This window comes from Paucibacter hankyongi (genome assembly GCF_037482915.1).
Lineage (GTDB): Bacteria > Pseudomonadota > Gammaproteobacteria > Burkholderiales > Burkholderiaceae_C > Paucibacter_A > Paucibacter_A hankyongi.
In genome coordinates, this window is record NZ_JBBHJX010000028.1 from 1 (window position 1) to 18913 (window position 18913).

At 57.8% G+C, this 18913-nt stretch carries 32 protein-coding genes and 2 tRNA genes; all 34 read left to right on the forward strand.

Going from position 1 to position 18913, the window contains the following annotated elements; all coding sequences use genetic code 11:
* The coding region (locus tag WG899_RS21870; protein WP_506546870.1) for an EF-Tu C-terminal domain-related protein at positions 1–298 on the forward strand (298 nt) is incomplete at its 5' end.
* A 96-nt stretch (positions 299–394) separates the two neighbouring features.
* On the forward strand, positions 395–706 hold the full coding sequence (gene rpsJ / locus WG899_RS21875; RefSeq protein ID WP_263539070.1) for a 30S ribosomal protein S10: 312 nt from the start codon (positions 395–397) through the stop codon (positions 704–706).
* Between the two features lie 292 nt (positions 707–998).
* A complete protein-coding gene (gene rplC, locus WG899_RS21880; protein ID WP_263539150.1) occupies positions 999–1670 on the forward strand; it encodes a 50S ribosomal protein L3 in 672 nt (223 codons plus the stop codon).
* Positions 1670–2290 (forward strand): 50S ribosomal protein L4, encoded by a 621-nt coding sequence (gene rplD, locus WG899_RS21885; protein ID WP_263539071.1) that lies wholly within the window; start codon positions 1670–1672, stop codon positions 2288–2290. Before rplC ends, rplD begins: the two co-directional genes overlap by 1 nt.
* Positions 2287–2601 (forward strand): 50S ribosomal protein L23, encoded by a 315-nt coding sequence (gene rplW, locus WG899_RS21890; protein ID WP_263539072.1) that lies wholly within the window; start codon positions 2287–2289, stop codon positions 2599–2601. The genes rplD and rplW overlap by 4 nt, the downstream gene beginning before the upstream one ends.
* Entirely contained in the window at positions 2601–3425 is an 825-nt protein-coding gene (rplB, locus tag WG899_RS21895) for a 50S ribosomal protein L2 (protein WP_263539073.1), read from the forward strand. Before rplW ends, rplB begins: the two co-directional genes overlap by 1 nt.
* Before the next feature lie 10 nt (positions 3426–3435).
* A complete protein-coding gene (gene rpsS, locus WG899_RS21900) occupies positions 3436–3714 on the forward strand; it encodes a 30S ribosomal protein S19 (protein WP_058721907.1) in 279 nt (92 codons plus the stop codon).
* 11 nt (positions 3715–3725) lie between these two features.
* Positions 3726–4055: a 50S ribosomal protein L22 gene (gene rplV / locus WG899_RS21905; RefSeq protein WP_058721908.1), complete on the forward strand. Its 330-nt coding sequence runs from the start codon at positions 3726–3728 to the stop codon at positions 4053–4055.
* A gap of 16 nt (positions 4056–4071) precedes the next feature.
* A complete protein-coding gene (gene rpsC, locus WG899_RS21910; RefSeq protein ID WP_263539074.1) occupies positions 4072–4926 on the forward strand; it encodes a 30S ribosomal protein S3 in 855 nt (284 codons plus the stop codon).
* Between the two features lie 2 nt (positions 4927–4928).
* Entirely contained in the window at positions 4929–5345 is a 417-nt protein-coding gene (gene rplP, locus WG899_RS21915; RefSeq protein WP_058721910.1) for a 50S ribosomal protein L16, read from the forward strand.
* 13 nt (positions 5346–5358) lie between these two features.
* On the forward strand, positions 5359–5559 hold the full coding sequence (rpmC, locus tag WG899_RS21920; protein ID WP_339597787.1) for a 50S ribosomal protein L29: 201 nt from the start codon (positions 5359–5361) through the stop codon (positions 5557–5559).
* Complete coding sequence (gene rpsQ, locus WG899_RS21925) at positions 5556–5825, forward strand: 30S ribosomal protein S17 (protein ID WP_263539075.1); 270 nt, start codon at positions 5556–5558, stop codon at positions 5823–5825. The genes rpmC and rpsQ overlap by 4 nt, the downstream gene beginning before the upstream one ends.
* A gap of 133 nt (positions 5826–5958) precedes the next feature.
* Positions 5959–6468, forward strand: coding sequence for a peroxiredoxin (locus WG899_RS21930; RefSeq protein ID WP_339597788.1), 510 nt, complete (start codon positions 5959–5961; stop codon positions 6466–6468).
* A gap of 288 nt (positions 6469–6756) precedes the next feature.
* On the forward strand, positions 6757–7125 hold the full coding sequence (rplN, locus tag WG899_RS21935; protein WP_058721914.1) for a 50S ribosomal protein L14: 369 nt from the start codon (positions 6757–6759) through the stop codon (positions 7123–7125).
* Positions 7126–7151: 26 nt separating this feature from the next.
* Positions 7152–7469 carry a 50S ribosomal protein L24 gene (gene rplX, locus WG899_RS21940; RefSeq protein WP_263539077.1) on the forward strand — a complete coding sequence of 106 codons (318 nt, stop codon included), beginning with the start codon at positions 7152–7154 and terminating at the stop codon, positions 7467–7469.
* 10 nt (positions 7470–7479) lie between these two features.
* Entirely contained in the window at positions 7480–8019 is a 540-nt protein-coding gene (rplE, locus tag WG899_RS21945) for a 50S ribosomal protein L5 (protein ID WP_263539078.1), read from the forward strand.
* Between the two features lie 8 nt (positions 8020–8027).
* Positions 8028–8333 carry a 30S ribosomal protein S14 gene (gene rpsN, locus WG899_RS21950; protein ID WP_263539079.1) on the forward strand — a complete coding sequence of 102 codons (306 nt, stop codon included), beginning with the start codon at positions 8028–8030 and terminating at the stop codon, positions 8331–8333.
* Between the two features lie 25 nt (positions 8334–8358).
* Positions 8359–8754, forward strand: a complete 396-nt coding sequence (gene rpsH / locus WG899_RS21955) for a 30S ribosomal protein S8 (protein WP_263539080.1) — start codon at positions 8359–8361, stop codon at positions 8752–8754.
* Positions 8755–8773: 19 nt separating this feature from the next.
* Positions 8774–9307 (forward strand): 50S ribosomal protein L6, encoded by a 534-nt coding sequence (gene rplF / locus WG899_RS21960; protein ID WP_263539081.1) that lies wholly within the window; start codon positions 8774–8776, stop codon positions 9305–9307.
* An 11-nt stretch (positions 9308–9318) separates the two neighbouring features.
* Entirely contained in the window at positions 9319–9684 is a 366-nt protein-coding gene (rplR, locus tag WG899_RS21965) for a 50S ribosomal protein L18 (protein WP_263539082.1), read from the forward strand.
* A gap of 18 nt (positions 9685–9702) precedes the next feature.
* On the forward strand, positions 9703–10221 hold the full coding sequence (gene rpsE / locus WG899_RS21970; protein WP_263539083.1) for a 30S ribosomal protein S5: 519 nt from the start codon (positions 9703–9705) through the stop codon (positions 10219–10221).
* A 22-nt stretch (positions 10222–10243) separates the two neighbouring features.
* Entirely contained in the window at positions 10244–10426 is a 183-nt protein-coding gene (gene rpmD, locus WG899_RS21975) for a 50S ribosomal protein L30 (protein WP_263539084.1), read from the forward strand.
* A 27-nt stretch (positions 10427–10453) separates the two neighbouring features.
* Entirely contained in the window at positions 10454–10885 is a 432-nt protein-coding gene (gene rplO / locus WG899_RS21980; protein WP_263539085.1) for a 50S ribosomal protein L15, read from the forward strand.
* A gap of 20 nt (positions 10886–10905) precedes the next feature.
* Positions 10906–12216, forward strand: a complete 1311-nt coding sequence (gene secY / locus WG899_RS21985; protein ID WP_339597789.1) for a preprotein translocase subunit SecY — start codon at positions 10906–10908, stop codon at positions 12214–12216.
* A 50-nt stretch (positions 12217–12266) separates the two neighbouring features.
* Positions 12267–12485, forward strand: a complete 219-nt coding sequence (gene infA, locus WG899_RS21990) for a translation initiation factor IF-1 (RefSeq protein WP_009855680.1) — start codon at positions 12267–12269, stop codon at positions 12483–12485.
* A gap of 60 nt (positions 12486–12545) precedes the next feature.
* Positions 12546–12659 carry a 50S ribosomal protein L36 gene (gene rpmJ / locus WG899_RS21995; RefSeq protein ID WP_263539087.1) on the forward strand — a complete coding sequence of 38 codons (114 nt, stop codon included), beginning with the start codon at positions 12546–12548 and terminating at the stop codon, positions 12657–12659.
* Positions 12660–12693: 34 nt separating this feature from the next.
* A complete protein-coding gene (gene rpsM, locus WG899_RS22000) occupies positions 12694–13059 on the forward strand; it encodes a 30S ribosomal protein S13 (protein ID WP_263539088.1) in 366 nt (121 codons plus the stop codon).
* Positions 13060–13088: 29 nt separating this feature from the next.
* Positions 13089–13493, forward strand: a complete 405-nt coding sequence (gene rpsK, locus WG899_RS22005; RefSeq protein ID WP_263539089.1) for a 30S ribosomal protein S11 — start codon at positions 13089–13091, stop codon at positions 13491–13493.
* 211 nt (positions 13494–13704) lie between these two features.
* Complete coding sequence (rpsD, locus tag WG899_RS22010) at positions 13705–14328, forward strand: 30S ribosomal protein S4 (RefSeq protein ID WP_339597790.1); 624 nt, start codon at positions 13705–13707, stop codon at positions 14326–14328.
* Positions 14329–14466: 138 nt separating this feature from the next.
* Positions 14467–15459 carry a DNA-directed RNA polymerase subunit alpha gene (locus WG899_RS22015; protein ID WP_339597791.1) on the forward strand — a complete coding sequence of 331 codons (993 nt, stop codon included), beginning with the start codon at positions 14467–14469 and terminating at the stop codon, positions 15457–15459.
* 102 nt (positions 15460–15561) lie between these two features.
* Complete coding sequence (gene rplQ, locus WG899_RS22020; protein WP_339597792.1) at positions 15562–15951, forward strand: 50S ribosomal protein L17; 390 nt, start codon at positions 15562–15564, stop codon at positions 15949–15951.
* Between the two features lie 217 nt (positions 15952–16168).
* The gene (dsbD, locus tag WG899_RS22025) at positions 16169–18013 is read left to right on the forward strand and encodes a protein-disulfide reductase DsbD (protein ID WP_339597793.1); all 1845 of its coding nucleotides are present in this window, start codon (positions 16169–16171) and stop codon (positions 18011–18013) included.
* A 38-nt stretch (positions 18014–18051) separates the two neighbouring features.
* Positions 18052–18128, forward strand: a tRNA-Met gene (locus WG899_RS22030).
* 89 nt (positions 18129–18217) lie between these two features.
* Positions 18218–18294 (forward strand) — tRNA-Met (locus WG899_RS22035).
* Positions 18295–18913 lie beyond the last annotated feature (619 nt).

Consider the following 18913-nt stretch of genomic DNA (forward strand, 5'->3'; position numbering starts at 1 on the left):
TGGTTCGATCAAGCCGCACACCCACTTCACCGCTGAGGTGTATGTGCTGTCCAAGGAAGAAGGCGGCCGTCACACCCCGTTCTTCAACAACTACCGTCCTCAGTTCTACTTCCGTACAACTGACGTGACTGGCGCTGTTGAGCTGCCGGCCGACAAGGAAATGGTCATGCCTGGCGACAACGTCGGCATCACCGTGAAGCTGATCGCTCCGATCGCCATGGAAACCGGTTTGCGCTTCGCTATCCGCGAAGGTGGCCGTACCGTCGGTTCGGGTGTGGTTGCAACCATCATTGCCTAAGACTTTTGCGTGACCGGTCCGGCTTGTCATCTCGGGTGATAAGTCGGGCTTCACCAACTCCGCAGCTTCGGCTGCTCGCTCTTTGAAGGAATCGTCATGCAAAAGCAAAAGATCCGCATTCGCCTGAAGGCGTTTGATTACAAGCTGATCGATCAGTCGGCCGCTGAAATCGTTGAAACCGCCAAGCGCACTGGTGCGATCGTCCGTGGCCCCGTGCCGCTGCCGACTCGCATGCAGCGTTTCGACATTCTGCGTTCGCCGCACGTCAACAAGTCGTCGCGCGACCAGTTTGAAATCCGCACCCATCAGCGTCTGATGGACATCGTTGATCCGACAGACAAGACAGTTGACGCTTTGATGAAGCTCGACCTGCCTGCCGGCGTCGACGTTGAAATCAAGTTGCAGTAATTTCTGACGGCGCCGGGCCTCCGAGGTCGGCCAGCAGAGTTGCAAGAAGGGCAAGTCGAAAGACTTGCCCTTTTTCGTTGGGTGCTGGCACTAAGGCTTGCGTGTTCGCTAGGGTTCACGCTATACTCGCCAGCTTTTCCGCGCTACTTCATTGCTGCGCGGGATTTGGCGCATCAAGCCAATGCCTCCCGCAAGGAGGCAAAGTCTTGGTGCACTGGTCAGCCCGGCCAATCGATGTCGGGTGTTTGCAAATGGCTTCCAGGGTCAAAACCTGTGGGGCTGGAGAAAAACCATGAGTCTAAGCAATCGTCTCGGATTGCTGGGCCGCAAGGTGGGCATGATGCGCATCTTCACAGACGACGGCGATGCCGTGCCTGTGACAGTGCTCGATGTGTCCGACAACCGCGTGTCCCAGATCAAGACCGTAGAAAACGACGGCTACACCGCCATTCAGGTGGTGTTCGGTTCGCGCAAAGCATCGCGCGTGACCAAGCCGGAAGCCGGCCACCTTGCCAAGGCAGGTGTTGAAGCCGGTCGTGTGATGAGCGAATTCCGCGTTGCCGCTGAAGTCGCTGCTGAATACAAGCTCGGCGCGCAAGTGCCTGTCTCGCTGTTCGCAGCGGGCCAACTGGTGGATGTGCAAGGCACTTCAATCGGTAAGGGCTTCGAAGGCACCATCAAGCGTCACAACTTCGCCTCGCAGCGTGCGTCGCACGGTAACAGCCGTTCGCACAATGTTCCTGGCTCCATCTCGATGGCGCAGGATCCGGGTCGTGTGTTCCCTGGCAAGAAGATGTCGGGTCACCTGGGTGACGTCACCGTGACTACACAAAACCTGGACATCGTGCGCGTTGACGAAGCTCGTCAATTGCTGCTGGTCCGCGGTGCTGTGCCTGGCGCCAAGAACGGCCACGTTGTCGTGCGCCCGGCTGTCAAGGTCAAGGTCAAGAAGGGAGCCAACTGATGCAGCTCGAGCTCCTGAATGAGCAAGGTCAGGCCACTGCCAAGGTGGACGCTCCTGACACGCTGTTTGCTCGCGATTACAACGAAGCCCTGGTTCACCAGGTGGTCGTGGCCTTCCAGGCCAATGCCCGCCAAGGTACCCGCGCTCAGAAGGACCGCGAACAAGTTAAGCACTCCACGAAGAAGCCTTTCCGTCAAAAGGGAACTGGCCGCGCTCGTGCGGGTATGACTTCCTCGCCTCTGTGGCGTGGCGGTGGTCGGATTTTCCCGAACATGCCCGATGAGAACTTCACGCACAAGCTGAACAAGAAGATGTATCGCGCTGGTATGGCCGCTATCTTGTCGCAGCTGGCCCGTGAAGGCCGTCTGGCTGTGGTCGATTCGATCACTCTGGAAGCCCCGAAGACCAAGCTGCTGGCTGCTAAGTTCAAGGCCATGGGCCTCGAATCGGTCATGCTGATCGCTGATCAGCTGGACGACAACCTGCTGTTGGCTTCGCGCAACCTCGCCAATGTCCTGGTCTGCGAGCCGCGTTATGCGGATCCGCTGTCGCTGGTCTTCTACAAGAAGGTTCTGGTGACCAAGGCCGCAATGGAGCAACTCAAGGAGATGCTGGCATGAGCGCCGTGAAATATTCTGAAGGCCGTTTGGCCTCGGTGCTGCTGGCTCCTATCGTGTCCGAAAAGGCCACGGCAGTTGCTGAGAAGCACAACCAAGTGTTGTTCAAGGTGCTGCGCGACGCCACCAAGCCCGAAATCAAGGCCGCTGTTGAACTGATGTTCAAGGTCGAGGTTGAGGCTGTGAACGTTGTTCAGGTCAAGGGCAAGGTCAAACGCTTCGGCCGTTCCATCGGTCGCCGCGACCACGTCAAGAAGGCGTACGTGTCGCTGAAGGCGGGCCAAGAGCTCAACTTCTCCGGGGAGGCTGCGTAATGGCCGTCGTAAAAGTTAAGCCAACTTCACCAGGCCGCCGTGCCGTTGTGAAGGTGGTGCACTCGCACCTGCACAAGGGCGCGCCTGAGGCGTCGCTGCTTGAGCCGCAAAAGCAAAACTCTGGCCGTAACAACAACGGTCACATCACAGTTCGCCACAAGGGCGGTGGTCACAAGCACCACTACCGCGTGGTTGACTTCAAGCGCAACAAGGACGGCATCCCCGCCAAGGTTGAGCGCATTGAGTACGACCCGAACCGTACGGCCCACATCGCTCTGGTGTGCTATGCCGACGGCGAGCGTCGCTACATCATCGCTCCTCGTGGTTTGGAAGTCGGTTCGACCATCTTGAGCGGCGCAGAAGCCCCGATCAAGGCTGGCAACACGCTGCCTATCCGCAACATCCCCGTCGGCTCGACCATTCACTGCGTCGAAATGCTGCCAGGCAAGGGTGCTCAGATCGCTCGCTCGGCTGGCGTGTCTGTGGTGCTGATGGCTCGCGAAGGCATCTACGCTCAGCTGCGTTTGCGCTCCGGTGAAGTTCGTCGTATCCACATCGACTGCCGCGCCACCATTGGTGAAGTGTCGAACGAAGAGCATCAGCTGCGCCAGTACGGCAAGGCCGGTGCGATCCGTTGGAAGGGCATCCGTCCGACCGTTCGTGGTACCGCCATGAACCCGGTGGATCACCCGCACGGTGGTGGTGAAGGTCGTACCGGTGAAGGCCAGGCGCCTGTGTCGCCGTGGAACACCCTCACGAAGGGCTTCCGCACTCGTAACAACAAGCGTACGCAGACGTTCATCGTTTCGCGTCGCAAGAAGTAAAGGGTAGGCCATGACTCGTTCACTGAAGAAGGGCCCGTTCATTGACCATCACCTCTTGGCTAAGGTCGAGAAGGCAGTGGCCAACAAGGACAAAAAGCCTATCAAGACTTGGTCGCGTCGTTCGACGATCCTGCCCGAATTCATCGGTCTGACGATCGCCGTCCACAACGGCAAGCAACACGTGCCGGTCTATGTGTCTGACCAGATGGTTGGCCATAAGCTGGGCGAATTCGCGCTGACCCGCACCTTCAAAGGCCACCCGGCCGACAAGAAGGCCGGGAAGAAATAAGGATGCCAACGATGGAAACCAAAGCAATCGTTCGCGGTGTTCGTCTTTCGTGTGACAAGGGCCGCCTGGTGGCTGACCTGATCCGCGGCAAGAAGGTGGACCACGCGCTGAACATCCTGGAATTCACCCAGAAGAAGGCGGCTGTCATCATCAAGAAGGCGCTGGAAAGCGCCATCGCCAACGCTGAGCACAACGACGGCGCTGACATTGATGAACTGAAAGTCACCACGATCTATGTGGAACAAGGTGCCACGTTGAAGCGTTTCTCTGCCCGCGCCAAAGGCCGTGGCAACCGCATCAGCAAGCCCACCTGCCACATCTTCGTGTCGGTCGGCAACTGAAGGCTGAAGGAAGACTATGGGACAGAAAATACATCCGACCGGTTTTCGCCTGCCTGTCACCCGTAACTGGGCGTCGCGCTGGTACGCGTCGAACAAGAACTTCGCCACCATGCTGGCTGAAGATCTGCAGGTTCGCGACTACCTGAAGACCAAGCTCAAGAATGCTGCCGTTTCGCGCATTCTGATTGAGCGTCCGGCCAAGAACGCACGCATCACCATTTACTCGGCACGTCCGGGCGTGGTGATCGGCAAGAAGGGCGAGGACATTGAAAACCTGAAGGCCGAACTGACCAAGCGTCTGGGCGTGCCAGTGGCAGTGAACATCGAAGAAGTGCGCAAGCCTGAAATCGATGCTCAGCTGATCGCTGACTCGATCACCCAGCAGCTGGAAAAGCGCATCATGTTCCGTCGCGCCATGAAGCGTGCGATGCAGAACGCCATGCGTTTGGGCGCTCAGGGTATCAAGATCATGTCGTCCGGCCGTTTGAACGGCATCGAAATCGCTCGTTGCGAGTGGTACCGTGAAGGCCGCGTGCCTCTTCACACCCTGAAGGCTGACATCGACTACGGCTTCTCCGAAGCCAGCACGACGTACGGCATCATCGGCGTGAAGGTGTGGGTCTACCGTGGCGACCGCCTGGCTAACGGCGAAGCGCCCGTGATCAAGAGCGAAGCTGGTGAAGACGATCGTCGTCCACGCCGCAACGCCCGTCCTGGCGCCCCGGCTGGCCGTGGTCGCCCGGGTGGTGACCGTGGTCCGCGTGGTGAAGGTGGCGATAAGCCTGCCTCCGCCGGTGACGCAGCCCAGCCCGCTGCCAAGCGTGTCGTCCGCAAGGCCGCACCCGCTGGCGGCGAGGCCAAAGGAGAATAAACATGCTGCAACCAGCTCGTCGCAAATACCGCAAGGAGCAAAAGGGTCGTAACACTGGTGTTGCTACCCGCGGTGCTGCCGTTTCTTTCGGTGACTTCGGCCTGAAGGCTACCGAACGCGGCCGCCTGACGGCTCGTCAAATCGAAGCTGCACGTCGTGCAATCTCGCGCCATATCAAGCGCGGTGGTCGCATCTTCATCCGCATCTTCCCTGACAAGCCGATCTCCCAGAAGCCTGCCGAAGTCCGTATGGGTAACGGTAAGGGCAACCCAGAGTACTACGTCGCTGAGATTCAGCCTGGCAAGGTGCTCTACGAGATCAACGGTGTGCCGGAAGCTCTGGCTCGCGAAGCGTTCACTCTGGCTGCTGCAAAGCTGCCTTTGAGCTGCACCTTCGTGACGCGCCAGGTCGGCACCTGAAGCGGAGAACACCATGAAAGCATCTGAACTGCGTGGCAAGGATGTCGCTGCCTTGGAAAAGGAAGTGACTGACCTGCTGAAGGCCCATTTCGGCCTGCGCATGCAAAAGGCGACTCAACAGTTGACCAACCACACTGTGTTGGGCAACACGCGCCGCGACATCGCTCGTGTCAAGACCGTCTTGAACGAGAAGAAGAAGGGAGCCGCGAAATGACGCAAGCTCAAGAGAAGAACACACGTACCCTGGTGGGTCGTGTGGTCAGCGACAAGCGCTCCAAGACCGTGACCGTGCTGGTCGAGCGTCGTGCCAAGCACGAGCTCTATGGCAAGATCGTGGCCATGTCCCGCAAGTACCACGCCCATGATGAAAATGGCGAGTACAAGATGGGCGATGTCGTCGAAATCGCTGAGGGTCGTCCTCTGTCGAAGACCAAGAGCTGGGTTGTGACCCGCTTGGTCGAGAAGGCTCAAATCGTTTGATTTGCCTTGAAAACCTAGGTGGCGTGGGGGCTTGAACCTCCTGTCACCTGGAACGGTCGGAACGCTGGAATACTGGCGGCCGGCCGTTTTTTTTCGCCATTATTTTTTCTCAATACGCATCAGGAGTTAGTCCATGTTGAAGATCGGTGATCGTTTGCCCGCAGGCACCTTGAAGGAATTTATGGAAGTCGAGGGCAATGGCTGCACCTTGGGCCCGAATGCCGTGGACGTAACTTTGGCGACCGCTGGTAAGACAATCGCTGTGTTTGCTCTGCCTGGTGCCTTCACTCCCACTTGCTCCGCAAAGCATGTCCCGGGCTACGTTGAACAAGCAGCAGCCTTGAAGGCCGCTGGTGTCGATGAAATTTGGTGCATCTCCGTCAACGATGCATTTGTGATGGGCGCCTGGGCGCGCGACCAAGCGACGGGTTCTGCGGTTCGCATGATGGCGGATGGCAATGCCGATTTCACCAAGGCCGTGGGCTTGACTTTGGATCTGGCTGCTCACGGCATGGGCCTGCGCTCGCAGCGCTATTCCATGCTGGTGGTGGATGGTGTGGTCAAGACATTGAACATCGAAGGCCCTGGCAAGTTTGAGGTCAGCGACGCAGCAACCATGCTGGCGCAGGCTCAGGCCAAATAACTACTTCGTGCCTGAATGAAGGGGAGTCGCCAGCGCGGTGCGTGGTGACTCATAAAGTTTTTTCGGTAAGTCGCTTGACGAGCCGATGGCTTTTGGTGCACAATCTAAAGCTTCGCCGAACGCAAGGCGCATCTTGTGATGCGTTAAGGCCTCGGATCCGCCCTCAACTGCTGGGCGCATGACTCACACGGGTGTGTGGGAGGTGCGTTTGGTCAACGGGCCCAAGACTGACCGATGATTTTGCTGGCCTGCGGGCGGTGAATGATTTGGGAAAAGTTGGGGATAGACATGATTCAAATGCAATCGCGACTCGACGTCGCGGACAACACTGGCGCCAAATCCGTCATGTGCATCAAGGTGCTGGGTGGTTCCAAGCGCCGTTATGCCGGCATTGGTGACATCATCAAGGTCAGCATCAAAGAAGCTGCTCCTCGTGCCCGCGTGAAAAAGGGTGAGGTTTACAGCGCTGTGGTCGTTCGTACCGCCAAGGGTGTTCGTCGTCAAGACGGCTCGTTGGTCAAGTTCGACGGCAATGCCGCTGTGCTGCTGAATGCCAAGCTCGAGCCGATCGGCACGCGCATCTTCGGCCCGGTGACGCGTGAACTGCGTACCGAGCGTTTCATGAAGATCGTGTCGCTGGCGCCTGAGGTGCTCTGAGCGCGGCCACAGTAAAAGGTATTGCCATGAACAAGATTCGCACAGGCGATCAGGTCATTGTTTTGACCGGTCGCGACAAGGGCAAGCGTGGCGCAGTTGCGTCCCGCGTTGATGCCGACCACCTCGTGGTGGAAGGCGTGAATATCGTCAAGAAGCACGTCAAGCCGAACCCCATGAAGGGTACGACTGGCGGCGTGGTTGAAAAGACGATGCCTATTCATCAATCCAACGTGGCGATTTTTAACGCTGCATCCGGCAAAGCCGATCGCGTGGGCATCAAGCTCGCTGCCGATGGCAAGAAGGTGCGCGTTTTTAAGTCGACCGGCGAAGAGATCAAGGCTTAAGGGGTTCGACATGGCTCGTTTGCAAGAGTTTTATCGCGAAAAAGTTGTGCCCGACCTCTCGGCTAAGTTTGGCTACAAGTCGGTCATGGAAGTGCCGCGCATCACCAAGATCACCCTGAACATGGGTGTCAGTGAAGCCGTGGCGGACAAGAAGGTTATGGATCACGCCGTGGGCGACCTGACCAAGATCGCTGGCCAGAAGCCTGTGGTGACGAAGTCGAAGAAGGCGATCGCCGGCTTCAAGATTCGTGACTCGGTGCCTATCGGTTGCATGGTCACCCTGCGTGGCGTTCAGATGTATGAATTCCTGGACCGCTTCGTGACCATTGCCCTGCCTCGCGTTCGTGACTTCCGGGGTATCTCGGGTCGCTCGTTCGATGGTCGTGGCAACTACAACATCGGCGTGAAAGAGCAGATCATTTTCCCCGAAATCGACTACGACAAGGTGGATGCGCTGCGTGGGCTGAACATCAGCATCACCACTTCCGCCAAGACGGACGACGAGTGCAAGGCCCTGTTGGCTGCATTCAAGTTCCCGTTCAAGAACTGAGGTGATTTGTGGCTAAAACTTCTCTCATCCAACGTGAGCTCAAGCGTGATGCGCTGGTTGCCAAGTTCGCTAAGAAATATGCGGACCTGAAGGCGATCATCAATGACGCGAAGAAGTCTGACGAAGAGCGGTACATCGCTCGCCTGGAGCTGCAAAAGCTGCCTCGCAATGCCTACCCAACACGTCAGCGTAACCGCTGCGCGTTGACTGGCCGCCCCCGCGGTACTTTCCGCAAGTTCGGCTTGGGCCGTAACAAGATTCGTGAGCTGGCCTTCAAAGGCGACATCCCTGGTGTCGTCAAGGCTAGCTGGTAATCGGCACGATTAGGAGATTTCGCAAATGAGCATGAGTGATCCTATCGCCGACATGTTGACCCGTATTCGCAACGCCCAGAGCGTTGAGAAGGTCACTGTCGTGATGCCGTCCTCTAAGTTGAAGGTGGCGATTGCTAAAGTCCTGAAGGACGAAGGCTATATCGACGGCTTCGCGGTGCGCGGTGAAGCCGCTCGCCCAGAGCTGGAGATCGCGTTGAAGTATTACGCTGGTCGCCCAGTGATTGAACGCATCGAACGCGTGAGCCGTCCTGGCCTGCGCATTTACAAGGGCCGCCACGACATCCCTCAGGTCATGAATGGCCTGGGTGTGGCGATTGTCACTACGCCTCAAGGCGTGATGACCGACCGCAAAGCACGTCAAGCCGGAATCGGCGGCGAAGTGCTCTGCTACGTCGCCTAAGCGCAAGGAGAGACACACAATGTCCCGCGTTGGAAAAATGCCGGTCGCCATCCCGCAAGGTGTGGACGTTACCGTTACTGCTGAGCAAATCAGCGTCAAGGGCTCGCTCGGTACGCTGGTGCGTCCGATCCATAGCCTGGTGTCGGTCAAGAACGAAGGCGGCAAGCTGAGCTTCGTTCCTAACGATGATTCCGCAGCTGCCGGCGCCATGAGTGGCACGGTGCGCGCACTGGTGGCCAATATGGTCAACGGCGTGAGCAAAGGCTTTGAGCGCAAGCTGAACCTGGTTGGCGTGGGTTTCCGCGCTCAGGCTCAGGGCCAGAAGCTCAATCTGCAAATTGGTTTCTCTCACCCCGTGGTGAAGGATATGCCGGCTGGTGTCAAGGTCGAGTGCCCGACACAAACCGAAATCCTGATCAAGGGTGCGGACCGCCAAGTGGTGGGTCAGGTTGCCGCTGAAGTGCGCGCATTCCGTCCGCCCGAGCCTTATAAGGGCAAGGGGATCCGCTATTCCGACGAGAAGGTCTCTCTCAAAGAGACCAAGAAGAAGTAAGGAGCAGCGCCATGATGACCAAAAAAGAACAGCGCATCCGTCGCTCGCGTCAGACTCGTGCTCGTATCGCCGTTCAGCGCGTCGTGCGTTTGACGGTGTTCCGTTCCAATCTGCACATCTACGCCAGCGTCATTTCCGACGATGGCACCCGTGTGCTGGCCAGCGCATCGACCGCCGAGAAGGCAGTCCGCGAGCAGCTGGGTGGTTCGGGCAAGGGTGGCAACGTCGCCGCCGCTACCTTGATTGGCAAGCGTATCGCCGAAAAGGCGAAGGCTGCTGGCATTGAGAAGGTTGCATTCGACCGCGCAGGCTTTGCCTACCACGGTCGTGTGAAGGCCCTTGCCGAAGCAGCCCGCGAAGCCGGTCTGCAGTTCTGACGCTAAAAGGATTTCGAAATGGCAAAGTTTCAACCCCGCGTCCAGACCGAAGGTAACGACGACGGCCTGAAAGAAAAGATGATCGCGATCAACCGCGTGACCAAGGTTGTGAAGGGTGGTCGCACACTCAGCTTCGCAGCTTTGACCGTGGTTGGTGATGGCAACGGCCGTATCGGCATGGGCAAAGGCAAGGCGAAGGAAGTTCCTGTCGCGGTGCAAAAGGCCATGGAATCGGCTCGTCGCAACATGATCAATGTGAACCTGCGCAATGGTTCGATCCACCACAACGTGGTGGGTGAGCATGGTGCTTCCCGCGTCATGATGGTGCCGGCTGCTGCTGGTACTGGCGTGATCGCCGGCGGCCCAATGCGCGCTGTGTTCGAAGTGATGGGCGTGACCGACATCGTGACCAAGAGCCACGGTTCGACCAACCCTTACAACCTGGTTCGTGCCACTCTGGACGCGCTCAAGCGCTCCACGACGGCTGCTGAAATTGCTGCCAAGCGCGGCAAATCGGTCGAAGACATCCTCGGCTGATTCGGCTGTACTGGAGAGACACATGTCTGACAAGAAAACTCTGACGGTCAAGCTGGTTCGCAGCCCGATCGGTACGCGTGCATCGCACCGCGCCACCGTGGTGGGTCTGGGCCTGCGCAAGATGAACAGCACCAGCGTGTTGGAAGACACGCCTGCAGTTCGCGGCATGATCAACAAGATCGCCTACCTCGTGCAGGTGCTGTAAGCGCCGACACGAACTGAGGACAAGAAGATGCAACTCAATACCATTCAACCCGCAGCTGGCGCCAAGCACTCCAAGCGTCGCGTGGGCCGTGGCATCGGCTCCGGTCTGGGCAAAACAGCCGGCCGTGGTCACAAGGGTCAGAAGTCGCGTGCTGGCGGCTACCACAAGGTGGGCTTCGAAGGCGGTCAAATGCCTCTGCAGCGCCGCTTGCCTAAGCGCGGTTTCAAGTCGGCTTCCTTGAAGTTCAACGCTGAAATCAACCTCAGCGATCTGCAAGCTTTGGTGGCCGACGAGATCGACCTGCTGACGCTGAAGGCTGTGGGTTTGATCCCTGAGCTGAGCAAGAACGCCAAGGTGATTCTGTCTGGCGAAATCAGCCGCAAGGTCACGCTGAAGGGCGTGGGCGCGACTGCTGGTGCTAAGGCAGCCATCGAAGCCGCTGGCGGCTCGGTCGCTTAATTAGACAGGAACGAGGCGCAGTGGCTACCAACGCAAACCAACTGGCCAAGAGCGGCAAGTTTGGCGACTTGCGTCGCCGCCTTGTGTTTCTGCTGCTGGCATTGGTCGTTTATCGGATCGGGGCGCATATCCCTGTTCCGGGCATCGATCCTGCACAGCTGAAGCAGTTCTTCAAGGGTCAGGAAGGTGGCATCCTGAGCCTGTTCAATATGTTTTCGGGCGGTGCGCTGTCGCGCTTTACCGTCTTCGCGCTGGGCATCACGCCCTACATTTCGGCATCGATCGTCATTCAATTGATGACGTATGTGGTGCCGACATTGGAGTCGCTGAAGAAGGAAGGCGAGTCGGGGCGTCGCAAGATTACGCAGTACACACGTTACGGCACATTGGGTCTGGCTATTTTCCAGTCGCTCAGCATTGCGTTGGCTCTGGAGAGTTCTGCGGGTCTGGTGATCAACCCGGGTTTTGGCTTCCGCTTGACAGCGGTGTCGAGTCTGGTTGCTGGCACGATGTTCTTGATGTGGTTGGGTGAGCAGATCACCGAACGTGGACTCGGTAACGGCATTTCGATCTTGATTTTCGGCGGTATCGCAGCAGGTTTGCCTGGTGCTATCGGCGGTCTGCTTGAGCTGGTGCGTACTGGTTCGATGGGGCCCGTGTCCTCGCTGTTTATCGTCGCGATCGTGGTGGCGGTGACTTACTTGGTGGTGTTTGTCGAGCGCGGTCAGCGCAAGATCTTGGTGAATTACGCCAAGCGCCAGGTAGGCAACAAGGTCTACGGTGGGCAGAGTTCGCATCTGCCTTTGAAGCTGAATATGTCGGGCGTAATCCCGCCGATTTTCGCTTCGTCGATCATCTTGCTGCCGACAACAATCGTGAGTTGGTTCGCAACGGGCGATAGCTTGCGCTGGTTGAAGGACTTGGCCAGTATGGTCAGCCCGGGTCAGCCGATCTATGTACTGCTCTATGCTGCTGCGATTGTTTTCTTCTGTTTCTTCTACACGGCCTTGGTTTTCAACAGCCGCGAAACAGCAGACAACCTGAAGAAGAGTGGCGCGTTCATCCCTGGCATTCGTCCAGGTGAGCAGACTGCGAAGCATATTGACAAGATCCTGTCTCGCCTCACGTTGGCCGGCGCGATTTACATCACTGGCGTGTGCTTGTTGCCAGAGTTTCTGACCTTGAAGTACAACGTACCGTTCTACTTTGGCGGAACCTCGCTGTTGATCATTGTTGTTGTGACGATGGACTTCTGGGCTCAGGTGCAGTCGTATGTGATGAGTCAGCAGTACGATTCGTTGCTGAAAAAAGCGAATTTCAAGGCCAGCTGAAAAGCTGAACCATTGTTTTAACCAAGATCCATCAGAACAGAAACGAAGGCATGGCGAAAGACGACGTCATTCAGATGCAGGGCGAGATTCTTGAGAATCTCCCAAATGCCACGTTTCGTGTGAAGCTGGAGAACGGGCATGTCGTTCTCGGCCACATCTCCGGCAAAATGCGTATGCACTACATCCGCATCTTGCCTGGCGATAAAGTCACCGTTGAATTAACCCCGTACGACTTGAGTCGTGCTCGCATCGTGTTCCGGGCGAAGTGAGCTTTTCTATTCCCCGGGTTACGCGCCTCGAGCGCATTTGAATAGGTCAAGGAGCAATCCATGAAAGTTTCGGCATCCGTCAAGCAGATGTGCCGCAATTGCAAAGTCATCCGTCGCAAGGGCGTGGTGCGTGTGATCTGTACAGATCCGCGCCACAAACAGCGCCAGGGCTGATTGCTGCACGACACGAGCGAATTAGAGGACGCACATGGCACGTATTGCTGGTATTAATATTCCGCCGCACAAGCACACTGAGATCGGCCTGACTTCCATCTACGGCGTTGGCCGTACGACGGCTCAGAAGATCTGCACAACTTGCGGTATTCCGTTCGACAAGAAGGTCAAGGACCTCACCGATTCCGATCTGGAAAAGATCCGGGAAACCGTGGGCCAGATGACCATCGAAGGCGACCTGCGCCGCGAGATGTCGATCAACATCAAGCGTTTGATGGACCTCGGTTGCTACCGTGGTTTCCGTCACCGCCGTGGTCTGCCGATGCGCGGTCAGCGCACACGCACGAACGCTCGCACTCGTAAGGGCCCGCGCAAGTCGGCCGCTACGGGCAAGAAGTGATCTGCGGCTAGTATTGAAAGAAGGTCAAGATGGCAAAGTCTCCCAATAACTCGGCTGCACAGCGCGTTCGCAAGAAGGTTCGTAAGAACGTTGCCGACGGCATCGCTCACGTTCACGCCTCGTTCAACAACACGATCATCACGATCACTGACCGTCAAGGCGGCGCCCTGTCTTGGGCTTCCAGCGGCGGCCAGGGTTTCAAGGGTTCGCGTAAGTCGACTCCTTTTGCTGCGCAGGTCGCGGCTGAAGTGGCCGGCCGTGCAGCTCAAGACCAAGGGATCAAGAACTTGGACGTCAAGATCAAAGGCCCAGGCCCCGGTCGTGAGTCGTCGGTTCGTGCCCTGGGTGCTCTGGGCATCCGGATCAACTCGATCTCTGATGTGACGCCAGTGCCGCACAACGGCTGCCGTCCTCAAAAGCGTCGTCGCATCTAAGGCGTTTGCCTTTCTTGCGAATGATGCGATAATCGCAAGTTCCCCCGCGCCGGCGGGCACGAAAGTGCCGCGCCGGCCGTTTCGTTGAGGTCCCGCTTGGATAATTCATGCGGTAACTTCTTGAAAACCACCGTCTGAGCCGATAAAAACACTCGCCAGACTCGCGTATGCGCCGACGGGCCGTGCGTCAGAATGAAAAAGGAAATACAAAGTGGCACGTTATCTAGGCCCTAAGTGCAAACTGTCGCGCCGTGAAGGCACCGACCTGTTCCTGAAGAGCGCCCGCCGCGCCGTCAGCGACAAGGCCAAGTTTGATTCCAAGCCCGGTCAGCATGGCCGCACCTCCGGCCAGCGCACTTCGGACTTCGGTCTGCAACTGCGTGAAAAGCAGAAGGTCAAGCGCATGTACGGCGTGTTGGAGCGTCAGTTCCGCCGTTACTTCGCCGAAGCCGAGCGCCGCAAAGGTTCGACCGGTACCAATCTGCTGACTCTGCTGGAGTCGCGTCTGGACAATGTGGTTTACCGTATGGGCTTCGGCTCCACACGCGCTGAAGCCCGTCAGTTGGTTTCGCACAAGGGCATCACCGTGAACGGTGAAGTTGTCAACATCGCGTCTTACCTGGTCAAGGCTGGTGACATCGTCGCCGTGCGTGAAAAGGCGAAGAAGCAGCTGCGCATCATCGATGCACTGAAATTGGCTGAGTCGATTGGCTTGCCAGCTTGGGTGACCGTGGATGCAACGAAGTTGGAAGGCGTCTTCAAGAAGGCTCCTGATCGCGACGAGTTTGGCGCCGAGATCAACGAATCGCTGATCGTTGAGTTGTACTCGCGTTAATCGTTTTGCAGTTGCCGGCTGTACTCCATTGAGTGCAGTCGGCGTTCCCTCGTCTGGGCGGGTCCTATCGTGGCGAAGCCCGGTTGGTCCCTCAGCCTTATCGGTGTAACGAACCGAGGGTATTGAAAGAAAGACCTCATGCAAACAAATCTGCTCAAGCCCAAATCCATCAATGTGGAGCCTCTCGGCGGTCATCGCGCCAAGGTCACACTGGAGCCGTTTGAACGCGGCTATGGCCACACCCTGGGCAATGCCCTGCGCCGTGTGCTGCTGTCCTCGATGGTGGGTTATGCGCCGACGGAAGTCACGATCGCTGGCGTGCTGCACGAGTACTCGGCCATTGATGGCGTTCAAGAAGATGTGGTTCACATCATGTTGAACCTCAAGGGCGTTGTGTTCCGTCTGCACAACCGTGAAGAAGTTACCTTGGTGCTGCGTAAGGAAGGCGAAGGTCCCGTGACCGCCGCTGACATCCAAACGCCTCACGACGTTGAGATCATCAATCCTGATCACGTCATTGCCCACCTGTCGCAAGGCGGCAAGTTGGACATGCAGATCAAGGTTGAAAAGGGCCGTGGCTATGTGCCCGGTTCGATGCGCCGCTACGGCGACGAGTCGACCAAGGCTATCGGCCGCATCGTTCTGGATGCTTCGTTCGCCCCAGTTCGCCGCGTGAGCTATGCCGTTGAGAACGCTCGCGTCGAGCAGCGTACCGACCTGGACAAGCTGGTCATGGAGATCGAAACCAATGGCGCGATTTCGCCAGAGGAAGCGATCCGTGCTTCGGCCAAGATCTTGGTTGAACAATTGGCCGTGTTTGCGCAGTTGCAGGGCACCGATGTCGGCGATATGTTCGACGCCCAGCCTTCGCCGCGCAGCTCTTCGTTTGATCCGATCCTGTTGCGTCCGGTGGATGAGCTCGAGTTGACCGTTCGTTCGGCCAACTGCCTGAAGGCCGAGAACATCTATTACATCGGCGACCTGATCCAGCGCACCGAGACCGAGCTGCTGAAGACCCCGAATTTGGGTCGCAAGTCGCTGAACGAAATCAAGGAAGTTCTGGCTTCGCGTGGTCTGACTCTGGGCGCCCGCTTGGAGAACTGGCCGCCACAAGGCTTGGACAAGCGTTAATTAGTTTTTGAAGAAAGGATGGGGCGCTGACCAACCCCATCCGGTGCACCCGGCAGTACCTGATACGGCTGCTGGTATTACATAGTTTGAAAGGAAAGCACCATGCGTCACCGTAACGGCCTCCGTAAGCTGAACCGTACCAGCGAACACCGCAAAGCAATGCTGCGCAATATGTGCGTTTCGTTGCTGCAACACGAAGCCATCAAGACCACTGTGCCAAAGGCCAAAGAACTGCGTCGCGTGGTTGAGCCTCTGATCACTTTGGCCAAGGTCCCGACCGTGGCCAATCGTCGTCTGGCATTTGACCGCCTGCGCGATCGCGACATCGTCACCAAGCTGTTCAACGAACTGGGCCCACGCTTCCAGACTCGTCCTGGTGGCTACACCCGCATCTTGAAGATGGGCTTCCGCGTTGGCGACAATGCGCCGATGGCTTATGTCGAGTTGGTGGATCGCGCTGAAGTTGAGACTGCCGGCGAAGCAGCTGAGTAAGTCACTTGGCCCGTGCTTCAGCTGATTTCAGCTTGAGGCCGGTCCTTGAAAAAAGGTCGGCATTACGCCGGCCTTTTTTTTCGTCTGTATATTCCTTCGCACTGCGCCGGGTGAACCGCTTGGCGAGATGCTTGCTTGCTCATGCGCGCTTCTATCCGAGGCGTTGTCTAAGGCCCTTTTCATTCAGCGCGGCTGCTGCACGCGCCTATGCATGCTTATGAATCGAATCGTTAAACGCCTCGCCATCTTGGCATTCGGCTTGTCCTTTTTGCTGGGCTTTGCACGCGCGGCTGACTTTTTGGATCCAGAGCAGGCGTTCAAGCTCAGCGTGAGGGCAGCTGACGCGCAGACCTTGGAGGTGTCCTTCGATATCGCCCCCGGCTACTACATGTACCGTGAGCAGTTCAAGGTAGAAGCTAAGAATGCCGAAATCGGCGGCCTTAGTCTTCCAGCAGGCAAAACCAAGTTTGATGAGACCTTCCAGAAAGAGGTCGAAATTTACCGCGATGTCTTGCGAGCCACGGTTCAACTCACTAAGGTGGCAGGCCCCTTTGAGTTGACGATTACCGGGCAGGGCTGCGCCGACAAGGGCCTGTGCTACCCCCCGATGACGGGGCTGTTCCGGGTCCAGATGGCCTCAAATGCCAGCGAGGCCACTGTTCAGCGCATTGAGGCCGGCGATGCCTCTGCCTTTGTACAAAGTGCGGAGCCATCAGCGCCAGTTGCTGGGGCGCAAGCGCCAGTGAATGAGTCGAATCGCTTGGATGCGGCCCTGCAGTCGGGTCGTTTCTGGACCGTCGTCGGTGTGTTTTTCGTTGCGGGCCTTTTGCTCTCTCTCACGCCTTGCGTGCTGCCGATGTTGCCCATTTTGTCGTCGATCATTGTGGGCGAGTCGGCAGGGGGCAAAGCCAGCCGCAGCCGTGGGTTTCTCCTTGCCCTCAGCTACTCCCTCGGAATGGCCTTGATCTACACCGCCTTGGGCATTGCCGCAGGGCTTGCCGGCGAGGGGCTCGCGGCTGCGCTGCAGAAGCCTTGGGTGCTGGCGCTATTCGCCTTGGCACTTGTCACCTTCGCCATGTCAATGTTTGGCGCTTTTGAAATCAGTCTGCCTCACGGCGTCAGCGGCGGTCTGTCGCAAGCTTCGCAGCGCCTCCCAGCGGGGCATCTATTCGGGGTCTTCGTCATGGGAGGCGTCTCTGCCCTGATCGTTAGTCCTTGTGTTGCGGCCCCCTTGGCCGGTGCACTGGTGTACCTGAGTCAAACGCGCGATGTGGTGTTGGGCGGCGCGGCCTTGTTCGCCTTGGCCTGCGGGATGAGTGTCCCTCTGTTGCTGCTGGGCCTGTCGGCGGGTAGCCTACTGCCGCGCGCCGGGGCTTGGATGGATGGCGTGAAACATCTGTTTGGCATGCTCTTGCTGGGCGTCGCCTTGTGGACCTTGTCGCCGGTGCTTCCCTCTGCATTGGCTCAACTCCTGTGGGGCGCGTTGTTGATCGGCGTTGCGGCCATGCTCGGCATGTTCCAAGCGCCGCACGCCATTCATCGCCCCCGCACCTGGCTGCGCAAGACTGCGGCATTGGTGAGTCTGGTTTATGGCCTCTTACAGATCGTTGGCGCAGCCAGTGGCGGCACCGATACTTTGAAGCCACTTGCAGGCGTGCTGCGTGCCGAAGCGGGCCCGGTGGGGGCGGCGCTGTCAGCATCCAATGGCCTTGACTTCAAGCGCGTAGCCAGTGTTGCCGAGCTCGACGCAGCCTTGGCCTCAGCGGGGCGTCCGGTGATGTTGGACTTCTACGCCGATTGGTGCGTCTCTTGCAAGGAAATGGAGCGGTTCACCTTTTCCGATCCAGGCGTCCGCAAGCGGCTGTCCGGCGCTCTGTTGTTGAAGGCCGATGTCACGGCCAATACGCCAGCGGACCGAGAGCTGCTCAAGCGCTTCAAACTCTTTGGCCCACCAGGAACCATCTTCTTCGATGCCTCCGGCCAGGAGCAGCAAGGGGCTCGCGTGATTGGCTTTCAGAACGCCGAACGCTTCCTTTCTTCATTAGATGCAGCAGGTTTCTGACAACCGTCACCAAACTGTTGTATACTGCTAGCTTCAGTCGCGGGGTGGAGCAGTCTGGTAGCTCGTTGGGCTCATAACCCAAAGGTCGTAGGTTCAAATCCTGCCCCCGCAACCAAAAAATTTTGCGCACTGAGGCTCGAGTTAGGGTGTCAGTAGTCGCCAAAAAGCCGCCAACGCATGGCGGCTTTTTGTTTCCAGAACAGTCGCGGGGTGGAGCAGTCTGGTAGCTCGTTGGGCTCATAACCCAAAGGTCGTAGGTTCAAATCCTGCCCCCGCAACCAAAAAAACGTAAGTAAATCAAATACTTACGTAAGTAGAGCGCCAACCGAGAGGTTGGCGTTTTGCTTTGTGGCCCATTTGTGGCCCAAAAATGGCCCATCCGTGGCCCATGCCGGTTTCCAAAAGACCCGATTTGACCCTTGGGCTAGTGGCCCAGGCGGCCCAAACCAAATTTCTGAGTGACCATTGGGATTCGCGGCCCATTTGGGCTAAATCGGCTCGATATGACCATTGGGTCACTTTGGGCCAATTGGCCCTTGTGTGGCCCACAGCTTCAGATCAATTGCGACGCATGGTATCGGTAGTGTGAACACGCTGCGGATGGCCGGGGACTCTAGTCTTCTTCCGTCTCACCATAGGCTGTGCCAACACAACATGGCGGCAAGTCATCTGGTAACGGACGGCACTAGGCTGGCAGCAGTCGATCGATTTTGGCGAGCGAACAACGTCGACGGTCGAAACCGGCCATTGAGCTTTTCGTTGGGCGAATGTCTGCTGCACCCCCCGAAGCTGCCGATCGACAAATCTGCGACGCGAGCCCATCAGTGCATGAGGCGTCGGCGACTCCACTGACAGCTTTCACAAGCTGCGAAATGGCATCAGGGCCCGCTGGCTTAAACG